Below are 12,644 nucleotides of genomic sequence, written 5' to 3'. Positions count from 1 at the left end.
TTTATTTTATATACTTCCAATCAAAAGTAAGCCCTCAACCGTAATCTCGGTCAACTGACTCAAATCCAGCTTGGACTGGTCTACTTGGAAAAAGAGAGGCGTCATGCCTGCCAAGACTTGAGCATGGGCGACAGTTATGGGCAGGGTCCGGCTGACCAGCACTTGCTCCACCTGCCCCACGTAAGACTTGAAATGGTCCACGATATCTTGGTTATCATAGGATTCCTTGCGGAGTTGGTCTTTGGCTAAATGGCGGAGCTCCTTGAGGTGATTGGGTCCTGGGACCAGCTTGAGAATAGCCCCACCAGCTTTCAACACTCTGGCAAACTCCTGATAATTAGCTGGGGAGAAGATGTCCAAGATACCGTCAATCGTCTGGTCTTGAATAGGTAACTTGGTCAAGTCACCGACAAACCATTTGACCGACTTGGTCCTGTCAGATTTGGCTGCTAGGAGAATGGAATCCTTGGAAATATCAAAAGCAAGAATGTCCAAGTCCATTTTCTCGGCTAACTTACGGGAATAAAAGCCCTCCCCACAACCGATGTCTAGGACAGACCGCAAGCCCAGCTCTGCTATTTTCCCCTCCAAAGCCTCGTAGAGATGATCGTAATAGCCCGCCTCTAAAAAGGCCTGGCGGTTTTCAAAGCTAGACTTGTGGTAGTTGGCAGACTGCTTGACCTGGGGTGCTAGGTTGACATAGCCCTGCTTGGCGATGTCAAAAGTGTGGCGGTTGGGGCAGCGAAGACTGCTCTGGTCAAGACCAAGAGCCTGCCCACAATGTGGACAGGCGAAAAATTGGTCGCTATTGGCAAAACGTTGGTGTTTAGTCATCTTACTTGCTTTCTTTTCTAAAACGGTGCAGGGCTAGTCCTGATAGGAGCGTGGCAATGGCTCCTGTAAAGACTAGCAAGTATCCGACTGGGAGCAGGTAGAAGTTTTCGTGTAGAATGCCATTGAAATCGACATATTCAACGGAATTGGCCTTGATAAGAAAACATACAAGGCCTAAAACCATGAGAAAGCTTCCGATAATGGTAATAGTCAGGTGCATCTGGGTACGGCGACCTTCACGACCGTCCTTGACTAGTTTTTCTGTCATGTTGTTCATGTCAGTTCCTCCTAAGATAAGTTGATCTAGGGAGATTGAAAAGACAGAGGACATGAGAATCAAGAGTTCCAAGTCGGGTAGGTTTTTGTCATTTTCCCAGTTGGAAACAGCCTGCCGTGTCACATTGAGCTTGAGGGCAAACTGTTCCTGGGTCAAACCTTCCTTCTTCCGTAAGTCTTTGATTTGTTGTCCAAAGTTCATTTCGTTCTCCTTTCTAGGCCCTGTCTACCAGGTCCTGACTTTATCTTAGCTTGTAGGTCAATATTTGCCAAGAAAGGCTGGCTTGCAAAAGTTATTTTTGACCGCAAGAGAATTTTGCGGCAGACTTTTTTCCTCGCAAGACCTGCTTGCAGGCTTGAACTGATAAGGTTTCTGACAACTACCTGTCAACCTAGCCAAGCTGCTCCGATAAGTCTTCCCATTCTTCCATGAGGCTTTCTTGTTGGCTGGTCAGTTGGTCGATTTCTTTCTGGTAATCGGTCAGCTGGCCGATATCGTTTGTTTCTAGCATGGCTTGGTTGAGTTCGCTCAGGCGGTTTTCGGTGCTATCGATTTCTGCCTCGATTTGCTCGATGCGGCGGGCTAGTTTGCGTTGCTCTTTTTGGTTTTCCTTTTGGGCTTGGTAGTCCATGGCTCCGGCTGATTGGCTGGTACTTTCTAGCTGGTCAGGCTGGGCTTCTGCTTCCTGCTCTGCCTTTTTCTCCAGATAATAGTCATAATCGCCCAAGTAGAGCGTGGAGCCTGTTTCCGAGATTTCCAGAACCTTGGTGGCGACGCGGTTGATGAAATAACGGTCGTGGCTGACAAAGAGCAGGGTTCCGTCAAAGTCGATGAGGGCATTTTCCAGGACTTCCTTGCTGTCGATGTCCAGGTGGTTGGTCGGCTCGTCGAGGATGAGGAAGTTGTTGTTTTCCATGGATAGCTTGGCAAGGAGCAGGCGGGCCTTTTCCCCACCCGATAGCATGGAAACGGACTTTTTGACGTCATCGCCTGAAAAGAGAAAGGCTCCCAGACGGTTGCGGATTTCCACTTCAGGCGTGGTCGGAAAGGCTGACCAGAGTTCCTCCAAGACCGTATTGGAAGGTGTCAGGGCTGACTGGGTCTGGTCATAGTAGCCCACTTCCACATTGGCACCGAGCTTGGCTTCCCCTTTGATAAATGGCAGAGCTCCGATGATTGATTTGAGTAGGGTTGTTTTTCCGATTCCATTGGGACCAACAATGGCAATGGCATCGAGCTTACGTTGGTCAATGGAAATGGGCTGAGAAAGGATATCTCCATCGTAGCCCACCGCAGCATTTTCCACTGTCAAGACGATATTGCCAGAAGTCTTGTCCGACTGGAAGGTCATGTTAGCAGACTTGTTATGGGCAGTTGGCTTGTCCAGTCGATCCATCTTTTCCAATTGCTTGCGCCTAGCCTGAGCACGCTTGGTGGTCGAAGCACGGACGATATTTTTCTGGACAAAGTCTTCTAACTTGGCAATTTCCTTCTGCTGCTTTTCATAGTTTTGCAACTCAGTCTGTAATTTCTGCTCTTTGAGCTCAACAAACTGAGAATAATTGCCCACATAGCGATCCAAGGAATGCTTGGTCAAGTCCAGCGTTATGGTCGCTACCTTGTCCAAGAAATAGCGGTCGTGACTGACGATAATCAAAGCTCCCTTGTAGTTGACCAGATAGTTTTCCAACCAGGCAATGGTTTCAATATCAAGGTGGTTGGTCGGCTCGTCTAGGACCAAGAGTTCTGGGCTTTCAAGCAGCATTTTTGCCAGAGCCAATCGGGTATTTTGACCGCCGGAGAGTTCGGAGATTTTCATGTCCCACATGGTCTGGTCAAACTTAAAGCCGTTCAAAATGGCACGAATATCCGCCTCATAGCTAAAACCACCTGCCAGACGAAATTCCTCTGACAGACTATCGTAGGTTTTCATCAGTTGATCTAGGTCGCTACCAGATAGGCTGCCCATCTGCTCTTCCATGGTCCGCAGGCGTTTCTCCGTCGTCCGCAGGTCGTCAAAGACACGGAGCATTTCATCGTAAATAGTATTTTCCGACTCAAAACGGCTGTCCTGTGCCAGATAAGAAAGGGACAAATCACGCTTGGTGGAAATCTCACCGCTGGTCGCTGCTTCTTCTCCGACAAGGATTTTTAGCAAGGTGGACTTGCCTGCCCCATTTTTTCCGACAAGGGCAATCCGATCCCGCTCGTCCACTTGAATGTTGATATTGTTAAATAAAACCTCGCCCGCAAAAGAGCGTTCAATCTTGTTTCCGCTTAGAATAATCATGAAAATATTATACCACAGACCAGACAAGAGACCAAATCAACACAGTCCTATCCTTACAAGGTTCATATAAGGCTCCGTGATTTTGCCTACCCTTATTTTAAATTTACAGTGTTTTCTAACACTATAATAATCGAACGAATGACAAAAAGAATTCTATAAATAATTGACGCAATACGCATAAAATAGTATATTAAGATTATAAAAATCATCTGACAATTGTTTATCAAAACAAGCATTGGAATTATTCATCACTGAATATTGAAAATACAGAGTTAGCAAACGTTTCTTTATGATCAATTTGACTTTAAACGTTTAAGTTAACCGCATGTTATTATAGCGCATTAATCGCTTCTCATTCTGAAAAGAGTGTGTCATTCCTAACGACTGAGTTTAGCTGATAAATTTTCAAATCCACGATACTATTAAAATAGGTTACTAAGTAACATCAGAAAGCGAGGTGAACAGTGCGTTACTAAATCATATTATTCCCAAGTATAAACCTAGAGTCGTTATTCTAACAATCCATACTCTGTCAGTCTTATTCGTTGATTTCAAAAAGTAGGATAGAGGATTATTACCTCAGTCATCTATTTCTTATAGTTTAGTCTGTCTTTCATGGAATAAATTGACTAATCTATTAACTCGCTATTAGAATGCTAGTTTAGTTGATATATTACATTTCTTCCTACAAGGGAAATCGTCAGCTACTGTCTCGAATTAAAAAGTTTACTCGTTAAGCTATATGATGATTGAATAAGGGGATGAACTTCTAAGTTTTGCTATGGGGAATCTAATATAATGTGAAAGGAGGAATTATATGGAAAAAATCATCATTGCTTGCATTATCGGTCTTATCGTCTATTATACCCGTAATTTTTTCATGGGAAAACGCCAAGATGAATTACTTAGAGTAGGCGCTATTGAATCACGAGATAACATATTTCTATCTCAGGAGCATTGCTTCTTTTCAAATAAGATTGGTTCTGTTGAGGAGATACTGGCTGTATTAGACACGAATAACTTCAAAGACAACCATATACAGATGATCAAGATATCAAATGATAGAGAGGCTGTTTTCAAAATAACCAATAATATTATTGTCAAGGAAAGCTATGTTCTCGTTCTTTTAGAATCCAAAATTAAGAATGGAGAAAGATTATATACTTTATCTATAACTAACACATATAATTGCGACAAGATTAATATAGCGAATTCTTATAATGTTTTATTAACTCAAGTCGAGCGAGCTATCAGAAAACTTGATAACAATGCAATGGTTGAACGTCACGTCATCCAATACCATACAACAAAATAAAATGATTTAGGAGATTTAAAATGAATGCAGAAACACTTTATGTAATTCTTGTTATCGGATTGATTATCGGTGCCAATGTTTTAAAACGTTTTTTGATGAAAACGACAAATCGTCTAGAAGATTCTTATAAAAATAAACGTAATCAAGCTAAGCAAAATGCCACAAATAGTAATAAGCGCGAAAAATTATAATAGCTTTAGAGACTTATATGAAGAAGTTCTTTACTTACTTTCCCTGCTATTCTGCAGATTCGTATTGGCCACATGCCAGCATCAATCATCTTTACTTCAACGGAAAGTGAGATCATATAGAGCAAGGTCACAGAAAGTACTGAATCTTCAGTTGAGGAAGAGAAAATTACAGAAGGTGCCTATATTCCTAGCAAGGTTCGATTCTATGACTCTGAAGAAAAAATAATGAAAGGTAGACTGGGAGAAATCTGACAATATTGATCTGTACGTAGGCACTTATAAAGGGGAAGCAGACAATGAGACGATAACGCCCACTATCACTAGTCTAAAATCATGTCAATTCAACCATAAAACAAGCAATTCTAAATGTGTATGTCACCTCGTAATAAGGAGTTCGGTCTAGAAAACTCTCTTAGACCAAAAAAAATCAGCACAAGGCTGATTCAAAATGTAGACAAACGCCTTTAAACCAGCAAAATTTGGACAGGTTTACGTGAACTGATCATATGTTAAACTCTTAGAAACCTTGATTGTTCAATAGTTCTAAAAGTTTTTAAGTGTTATCACAAAGAAAAAAGATTGAAGAAAATTGACTTTTTCTTCAATCTCAATCAGCACAAGGCTGATTCTCTTTATGATTTTATCACTAAGGAGTGAAGGATTTCCTGATTCTGCCAAACTAGGTAGAGGCCTCCTCCTACAATAAGGAGGAAGAGAATGAATTTTATAACACCTTTGACAAATCGGATAAGGAGAGCTAGGATGAGGGAGATGATTAACCAAGACCAAGCCGATTGCGACATAAAGCTAGACACTTGTTCCAAGCTACTGCCGATAAAATGACTCAACCATTCGGGTAAGTAAGCTGATAAATCAATCCCTGAAAATCCTGTTATTTCTGCTAATTGACGGTTCAACACTTGAAGGTAGGTAAAAATGCCTGTGTTAAAGAGGAAAAGAAAGGCTTGTTCGGGATATTTTCTAATCAATCGTGTCATGATCGTTCCTTTTTGATTTTCTAATTTATTCCAGTATAACAAGCCAAGCTTAAAATTTCCATATAAAAACCTCATTTACTGAAAATAACTTTGATAATTTATGATACAATAGATGGGTAAGTTTTCTTACACATAGTAGATGATTTGCGTTAAGTGTGTGTGAATGGGATGTTGTCACACAACGAAGCCTTAGGCGCGGTAAATCATTGCATCCGCTGTTATCAGGTTTACCTGAACTAACAGCTCCAATTTTAAAAAGGAGCCTTTTATGACACATAAACTACCTAAACTTACCCTACAACGACTAGCAGCTATTGCAGCTGTTCTAGCCTTACTAATCATTGTCGAAAATTATTTCACTCTGAAATTCTCTGATTCTTTACAGTTCCAGTTTACCTTCATTCCTTACGCGATTTTGGGAGCTATTGCTGGTCCAGTCTGGGGGGGCATTGCCTCAATCGGAGCTGACGTGATTGGCAATACCATGAACACCAGCCAATTTTTAATTGGTTTTGTCCTTATCGAAGCTGTTAAAGGACTCATCTACGGTTGGTTTTACTACCAAAAACCTTTGGATAGTCAAGATAAAAAAGACTGGTTTTATGTTGGAGCAGTCGTACTCCTTCTCCAACTTGTTATTTCCTTTGGTCTAACACCAGTAGTCCTGCATACTAGCTGGGGAACTCCTTTGGAGGTCCTATATACTACTCGACTGATAAAAGCACCCTTTGAAATCACTCTCCAAGTGATGGGAACGATGCTAATTATTCCTCAACTTCAACGCATTCCAGAGTTACGCAAACTTATGGGATTATCTAAAAAATAAGAAAACGAGCCTTCATCCCGGGCTCGTTTTATCATTATTTCAATGCTTTAAATTTTCCATCTTTTACTTCAGTGAACTTTCTTGTTAGCAACATCTCTGCAGATTCCTTCATGCCGATGTAATTAATATTATTAGATGTGGTGTCCACACCAATCAAAGGTCCTATTTCTTTTAGGTTTGCCTTAGAATAATCAATGGTTACATGTTCTGTCAGTACCGTTTCACCATAATCAATAGAATGCTCAACACCAGTGACATTTTTATAGGCCTCAGCGAGTGGCTCAACCGTTGCCTTAACTGTCTCTCGATCAGTTCCAGCATCTGCATAGACTATCTTAGTATCTGTGGTTTGTTTGACCACTTTATTGGTATCTTTCTCATAATAATAGACCAAACGAACATCAGTACCAGATGTCTGTAATTGGAAATAACGCTTAGAAATTTCCTTTTTCCCACCACAAGCAACTAATATGAGAGACAAAAGGGCCACCATCATCAGTGCTAAACTAAAACGTTTCTTTTTCATTTATTTTTCCTCCCTATTTATTGTATCATTGTCATCATGAAATAGCAATACTACAAATGGTTCTGCCACCACATAAGAAGCTAATTGACTAAAGTTTCGGCCTCTTTCAATTTAACCGATACAATTTTTGAAACACCAGATTCCTGCATGGTAACTCCATAAATAGAATCCGCTGCCGCCATTGTGCCCTTACGATGAGTGACCACGATAAACTGACTATCCTTGTCAAAACGATTGAGATAATCTCCAAAACGCTTGACATTAGCCTCATCCAAGGCCGCCTCTACCTCGTCCAAAATGACAAAAGGAATGGTCTTGACGCGGATAATGGAAAATAGCAGAGCGAGAGCCGAGAGTGCCTTTTCACCACCTGACATGAGGTTGAGCGATTGGATTTTCTTACCAGGAGGCTGAACCGAAATCTCAACGCCTGCGGTTAAAAGGTCACCCTCTGTCAAGATTAAATCAGCAGAACCGCCACCAAACATCTGAGTAAAAGTTTGTTTGAAAGAATCTCGAATAGCTTCGAAGCTAGCCTTGAAACGCGCCTTAACTTCATCATCCATATCATGAATTGTCTCTAGGAGAAGATTTTTAGCCGTATCTAAATCCGCTTTTTGCCCGCTAAGGAAGGTCAGACGCTCTGACACGTCATCATATTGGGCAATCGCGTCTAGATTAACTGGCCCAAGCGCTTTGATTTGACGGTTCAAATCCGTTAATAGCTGACGTGAATGCTCAATATTATCAAGTAGATGCGCTTGAGCTTTGGCTTCGTCAAAACTGATTTGATAATCTTCTGAGAGACTACGAGCAAAGCTTTGCAATTTTTCCCCAAGATTTTCCAATTCAGCTTCTAAATGTGCCTGCTGACGAATCAGCCCTTCATTTTTGTGACTAGCTTTTTGAAGCTGTTCTTCCAAATCTTCCAGACTACCTTCGCAATCTTCTAACTCAAAGCGTAACCGTACAAGAGCTTGTTCGGTTTCTGTTTGACGACTACTGCTTTCAGCTAGTTGCTCTTCTAAAATTGGCAATTGAGCCACTTCAACCTCAGACAGGTCACTTGATAACCAGTGTGACAGCGAGCGAATTTCCTTTTCGAGATTGGACTGCTCTGTTTTTAGGCGATTAAGGTCCGTCTCTTCAAAGCGAATCTCACTTAATTTTTCCCGCTCGTCTAAACGACAGTGAGACAAGTCTTCTCTTAGCTCTTGGACTTTGGCAGTGATACTGTCCTTATTTTCCTTGATTTTGACTAAGTTATCAGATACCTGTTCCTTGTCCTTTGATAGGGTCAATAGCTGAGCTTCTAAGTGTTCCTTACGCTCAAATAACTCTTTTTGGCCTGTCTGATCTGCTTGTTCCCTAAGGAGTTTGCAGAGCTGTTCAACTTGATCAAAACGCTCCGCCACTTGTTCGTAGGCAAAATGACGTTTTTGCTCGGATAAGCGTGCTTCTTCTCCAGCTTCTTTAATACTATTCAGCCTCACTTCAGTCGCCTTCAAGTCTTTTTGGCTTTGTGCCACTTTTTGCTCTTGTAGACGTAACTGATCATGCAACTCTGAGAGCTCACTAGCCAAGGCATCAAGTTCTGGTTGAATGAAAGTGGTGGTATTTTGTCGCTGAGAACCTCCTGCAAAGGCTCCTCCTGGTCGGATTTCAGAGCCGTCAAGGGTTACCATACGCACCTGAAAATTGACTTGACGTGCCGCTTGGTTTGCCTTATCGATATGCTCAAAAATAGCAATAGTCCCTAGAAGATTGCCAAAGATATGAGCCAATCGCGGATTAGCAATCACCAAATCACTCGCAAAGCCTATAAAACCTGGAGCAGCTTCTAGCTTCATGCGATAGTTGGTTGGCACCTCACGAGACTTAATGGTCGTCAAAGGTAAAAAGGTCGCACGCCCCAGACGGTTAGCCTTCAAGAAGTCAATCCCCCTCTTAGCGGCAGCTTCATCCTCCACAATAATGTGCTGACTAGCACCTCCAAGAGCAATCTCGAGAGCAGTTTGATAAGAGGTATCAAAGGTTAGATGCTCACTAACCGCCCCGATAATACCGCCAACTTGGTCAGCATTTTGCAAAATCGCTTTAACACCTGCAAAAAAGTTGCTATGATTTTTTTGGATGGCCAAAAGGCTATTTTGCCTTGCCTCTTTATTTTTCACCTGATCAAGCAAGTCAAACATAATCCCTTGTTCAGTCTCGTAAGTTTTTTGATCAACCGACAATTGGTCAGAGTATCTCTGGTAATCTACCAATAAATCCTTGACAGCTTTTACCGCCTCTTGATGAGCACTTTTTTCCTTTTTAAGACTGACTTCAAGCGTCTCTTTTTCAGCTAATAACTGCACTAACTCAGCAGAGCGGCTTTCGTTGAGCTGTTGATTGTTATCAATTTCAGCCTGAACCGCTGTCAAATGGTTAGATAAATCGGCCTCTTTCTCCATGAGTTTGACAAAGTCCTCACGGAGGTTTTCGATAATTTGGTCAGGGCTCGTTGAAAATTTTTCCAGCTGTTCTTCTAGATTTGCCATTTGTAATCTAGAAGCCTCTAAGTGCTCAGCAAGTTCCTTGAGCCGTTTTTCTTTTTCTGCCTGAGATAAGGCTAGGCTCTCCTGATCGCTGACCAGCTGAGACAAGCGAGCACTAGCATCAGCTTTTTTTTCTTCCTTTTGGCTGGACTCTAATTTTAGCAGGTCAATTTGACGTTCTAAATCAGCTTGCAAGCGTGTCAAATCCATGAGTTCTGCTTGTTTTTTCGCTTGCTCTTCATTGAGCTGATGGCGTCTCTCTTTGAGCTCTTGGTTTTGCTCCTCTAAGTGCTCCCGCTGTTGGTAGTAGGCTGAGAGCTCCTTCTTAGTCTGCTCTAAAGCAGCCTCTTTGCTCTGCCATTTTTCCTTATAAGAGTGGATGTCTGCCACCAAAATATCCAGATGTAAGCCTCGGCGCTCCTCTTCCAGAACCATAAAGCGTTTAGCAACTTCAGCTTGCTTTTCCAATGGTTTAATCTGGTGGTCTAGCTCATAGATAATATCTTCCAAACGGTCTAGATTATCCTGTGTTTGGCTGAGTTTGGCTTCGGTCTCCTTCTTACGCGACTTATACTTTAAGACACCAGCAGCTTCCTCAAAGATGGCACGTCGCTCCTCAGGCTTTGAATTGAAAATCGATTCTACACGACCTTGGGAAATGATCGAAAAAGAATCTCTTCCCAAACCAGTGTCCATAAAAAGGTCATGAATGTCTTTCATGCGGACCTTTTTACCATCGATTAGGTATTCACTATCACCATTTCGGTAAATCTGACGCTCTACTCTGATTTCTGGACCTTTACCTTCAAGAAATCCATCGCTATTGTCTAAAATAACGGTCACCTGAGCAAAGTTGAGCGGTTTTCGATTTTGAGTACCTGCAAAGATGACATCTGGCATCTTACCGCCACGAAGACTCTTAGCAGAAGACTCTCCCAATGCCCAACGCAGGCTTTCTGTAATATTAGATTTACCAGAGCCATTTGGTCCTACAACTGCTGTAACGCCTCGGTCAAATTCAACCTTGGTCCTATCAGCAAACGACTTAAAGCCCTGCATTTCAATCTGTTTTAGAAACATAACTTCCTCAATAATTCTTTGTTTATAAAATGTATGCCTTTATAAACACTGGTTAGAGCTTTTCAAGCGCAGCCTTTGCTGCTTCTTGCTCTGCAATTTTCTTTGATTTTCCAACCCCTCGGCTAAGGCTCTCCCCATTAACCAAGACTTCCATTTCAAAGGTTTTGTCGTGAGCAGGGCCTACTTCTTTGATAACATGATACGAAATCACCACATCGCCATTAACCTGTAGCAGCTCTTGAAGGGCTGTTTTATAATCTTTGACCCTCTCATAATTCCCCTTCTCCACTTGAGGAATCATGACGGTTTTGAGAAATTCTTCAACAGCACCAATCCCCTTATCCAAGAGCAGAGCGCCTAAAAAAGCCTCGAAAAGATCCCCTAAAATGGCTGGGCGTCGCCTTCCACCGTTCTTTTCCTCACCTTTTCCTAACTTAATGTGCTGATCAAAACCACACTGACGCGAAAAGCCTGCTAAAGACTCCTCACGAACAATCGTTGCGCGCATTTTAGACATGTCCCCTTCTGGCATATCAGGGTATTTTTGATAAAGGTAGCGTGAAATGGTCAATTGCAAGGCAGCATCTCCCAAAAATTCTAACCGTTCGTTATGTGTCGTTTCCAAATCCTTATGTTCGTTGGCATAACTGGTATGGGTGAAAGCTGTCTCTAAGACTGCTTTATTGTCAAAAACAATCGCAAAACGCTCCTGCAATAATAATTCTAGTTTTTCCATAATCTCTTTTCATCATTTTTGGGACAAACTGCGAAGAGCTGAATCATAGGTCTGTTCTAGTAGCATGGTAATGGTCATTGGACCAACACCGCCTGGGACTGGCGTGATATAACTGGCTATTTCTGCTACTTCATCGTAAGCGACATCACCAATCAGCTTTCCATTACTATCACGGTTCATGCCCACATCAATAACAACTGCACCTTCTTTGACAAAATCTTTTGTGACAAAGTGTCCACGACCAATTGCAACCACTAAGATATCTGCTTGCTTAGCCACTCCAGCCAAATCCTTGGTTCGTGAATGCGTCAGTGTAACCGTTGCATTTTTCTCTAACAGGAGATGAGCCATTGGCTTGCCCACAATATTGCTGCGACCAATAACAACTGCTACCTTACCTTCCAATTCAATCTGATAGGCGTCAAACATCTTCATAATGCCTGCTGGTGTACAAGGCACCATGACAGCATTACCAGACCAGAGATTGCCCATATTGGTCGGATGAAAGCCATCCACGTCCTTCTCAGGTGCAATCGCTAAAAGTACCTTTTGCTCATCAATATGTTCAGGCAAGGGAAGCTGAACCAAAATCCCATGATAGTGACTATCTTGATTATAAGTTTCGATGAGGGATAAAAGCTCTGCTTCAGAGGTATCTTCTGGTAAACGAACCGTTTGACTGAGAAAGCCAGCTGCCAAGGCTGCGCGTTCCTTATTACGCACGTAAACTTGGCTAGCAGGATTGTCGCCAACTAAAAGGACAACTAGGCCTGGTACAATACCATGTTTTTCTTTTAATCCCTTAACTTTTTCTGCCAGCTCTGCTTGCATCTGCTGAGCTAAACCTTTCCCATCCATCACTGTCGCCATAAGTCCCTCCTGAGCATATAATGCTTATATTATATCAAAAATGAGAAAGAATTTCATCTGCCAACAAGGATGAAGAGATGACCTAGAAAAAACAGTTTTTCCAACCAAACTGCTACCTTTATCCCTAAATTTTCGATTGTTTTTCGATATAACTCATCTTA

General features: G+C 42.1%; 11 protein-coding genes and 1 riboswitch. Of the genes, 3 read left to right on the top strand and 8 right to left on the bottom strand.

Features of this window, described 5'->3' with window-relative positions; genetic code table 11:
• Nucleotides 1-6: 6 nt before the first annotated feature.
• The 3 genes from G575_RS0106460 to G575_RS0106450 form a co-directional block, all read right to left on the bottom strand.
• Nucleotides 7-834 carry a putative RNA methyltransferase gene (locus G575_RS0106460; RefSeq protein ID WP_027972014.1) on the bottom strand — a complete coding sequence of 276 codons (828 nt, stop codon included), beginning with the start codon at nt 832-834 and terminating at the stop codon, nt 7-9.
• A 1-nt stretch (nt 835) separates the two neighbouring features.
• Nucleotides 836-1,312, bottom strand: a complete 477-nt coding sequence (locus G575_RS0106455) for a helix-turn-helix domain-containing protein (protein WP_027972013.1) — start codon at nt 1,310-1,312, stop codon at nt 836-838.
• A 190-nt stretch (nt 1,313-1,502) separates the two neighbouring features.
• Nucleotides 1,503-3,401: an ABC-F family ATP-binding cassette domain-containing protein gene (locus tag G575_RS0106450; protein WP_027972012.1), complete on the bottom strand. Its 1,899-nt coding sequence runs from the start codon at nt 3,399-3,401 to the stop codon at nt 1,503-1,505.
• Nucleotides 3,402-4,218: 817 nt separating this feature from the next.
• Between G575_RS0106450 and G575_RS0106445 the strand changes: the two genes are divergently transcribed.
• A complete protein-coding gene (locus G575_RS0106445; RefSeq protein ID WP_027972011.1) occupies nt 4,219-4,716 on the top strand; it encodes an FHA domain-containing protein in 498 nt (165 codons plus the stop codon).
• 20 nt (nt 4,717-4,736) lie between these two features.
• Nucleotides 4,737-4,907 (top strand): hypothetical protein, encoded by a 171-nt coding sequence (locus G575_RS12160; RefSeq protein WP_156874726.1) that lies wholly within the window; start codon nt 4,737-4,739, stop codon nt 4,905-4,907.
• Between the two features lie 632 nt (nt 4,908-5,539).
• Here the strand turns inward: G575_RS12160 and G575_RS0106435 are convergent.
• Complete coding sequence (locus tag G575_RS0106435) at nt 5,540-5,905, bottom strand: hypothetical protein (protein WP_037622783.1); 366 nt, start codon at nt 5,903-5,905, stop codon at nt 5,540-5,542.
• Between the two features lie 129 nt (nt 5,906-6,034).
• Nucleotides 6,035-6,125: riboswitch (THF riboswitch) on the top strand.
• A 48-nt stretch (nt 6,126-6,173) separates the two neighbouring features.
• Here G575_RS0106435 and G575_RS0106430 point away from each other — a divergent pair.
• Entirely contained in the window at nt 6,174-6,731 is a 558-nt protein-coding gene (locus G575_RS0106430; protein ID WP_027972009.1) for a folate family ECF transporter S component, read from the top strand.
• Nucleotides 6,732-6,765: 34 nt separating this feature from the next.
• Here G575_RS0106430 and G575_RS0106425 read toward each other — a convergent pair whose 3' ends face one another.
• The 4 genes from G575_RS0106425 to G575_RS0106410 form a co-directional block, all read right to left on the bottom strand.
• On the bottom strand, nt 6,766-7,257 hold the full coding sequence (locus G575_RS0106425; RefSeq protein ID WP_027972008.1) for a DUF1307 domain-containing protein: 492 nt from the start codon (nt 7,255-7,257) through the stop codon (nt 6,766-6,768).
• 80 nt (nt 7,258-7,337) lie between these two features.
• Nucleotides 7,338-10,877, bottom strand: a complete 3,540-nt coding sequence (smc, locus tag G575_RS0106420) for a chromosome segregation protein SMC (RefSeq protein ID WP_027972007.1) — start codon at nt 10,875-10,877, stop codon at nt 7,338-7,340.
• 52 nt (nt 10,878-10,929) lie between these two features.
• Nucleotides 10,930-11,613, bottom strand: coding sequence for a ribonuclease III (rnc, locus tag G575_RS0106415; protein WP_027972006.1), 684 nt, complete (start codon nt 11,611-11,613; stop codon nt 10,930-10,932).
• Nucleotides 11,614-11,625: 12 nt separating this feature from the next.
• Entirely contained in the window at nt 11,626-12,483 is an 858-nt protein-coding gene (locus tag G575_RS0106410) for a bifunctional methylenetetrahydrofolate dehydrogenase/methenyltetrahydrofolate cyclohydrolase (RefSeq protein ID WP_027972005.1), read from the bottom strand.
• Nucleotides 12,484-12,644: the final 161 nt, after the last annotated feature.

It is taken from the genome of Streptococcus plurextorum DSM 22810, assembly GCF_000423745.1.
GTDB lineage: Bacteria > Bacillota > Bacilli > Lactobacillales > Streptococcaceae > Streptococcus > Streptococcus plurextorum.
The sequence above is the reverse complement of the archived record's forward strand: the minus strand, read 5'-3'. Positions and strand labels throughout refer to the sequence as shown.

What these genes read in the sequence shown, in the direction of transcription:
- G575_RS0106460 (WP_027972014.1), bottom strand. Translation starts at nt 834, where the DNA reads ATGACTAAACACCAACGTTTTGCCAATAGCGACCAATTTTTCGCCTGT.
- G575_RS0106455 (WP_027972013.1), bottom strand. Translation starts at nt 1,312, where the DNA reads ATGAACTTTGGACAACAAATCAAAGACTTACGGAAGAAGGAAGGTTTG.
- G575_RS0106450 (WP_027972012.1), bottom strand. Translation starts at nt 3,401, where the DNA reads ATGATTATTCTAAGCGGAAACAAGATTGAACGCTCTTTTGCGGGCGAG.
- G575_RS0106445 (WP_027972011.1), top strand. Translation starts at nt 4,219, where the DNA reads ATGGAAAAAATCATCATTGCTTGCATTATCGGTCTTATCGTCTATTAT.
- G575_RS12160 (WP_156874726.1), top strand. Translation starts at nt 4,737, where the DNA reads ATGAATGCAGAAACACTTTATGTAATTCTTGTTATCGGATTGATTATC.
- G575_RS0106435 (WP_037622783.1), bottom strand. Translation starts at nt 5,905, where the DNA reads ATGACACGATTGATTAGAAAATATCCCGAACAAGCCTTTCTTTTCCTC.
- G575_RS0106430 (WP_027972009.1), top strand. Translation starts at nt 6,174, where the DNA reads ATGACACATAAACTACCTAAACTTACCCTACAACGACTAGCAGCTATT.
- G575_RS0106425 (WP_027972008.1), bottom strand. Translation starts at nt 7,257, where the DNA reads ATGAAAAAGAAACGTTTTAGTTTAGCACTGATGATGGTGGCCCTTTTG.
- smc (WP_027972007.1), bottom strand. Translation starts at nt 10,877, where the DNA reads ATGTTTCTAAAACAGATTGAAATGCAGGGCTTTAAGTCGTTTGCTGAT.
- rnc (WP_027972006.1), bottom strand. Translation starts at nt 11,613, where the DNA reads ATGGAAAAACTAGAATTATTATTGCAGGAGCGTTTTGCGATTGTTTTT.
- G575_RS0106410 (WP_027972005.1), bottom strand. Translation starts at nt 12,483, where the DNA reads ATGGCGACAGTGATGGATGGGAAAGGTTTAGCTCAGCAGATGCAAGCA.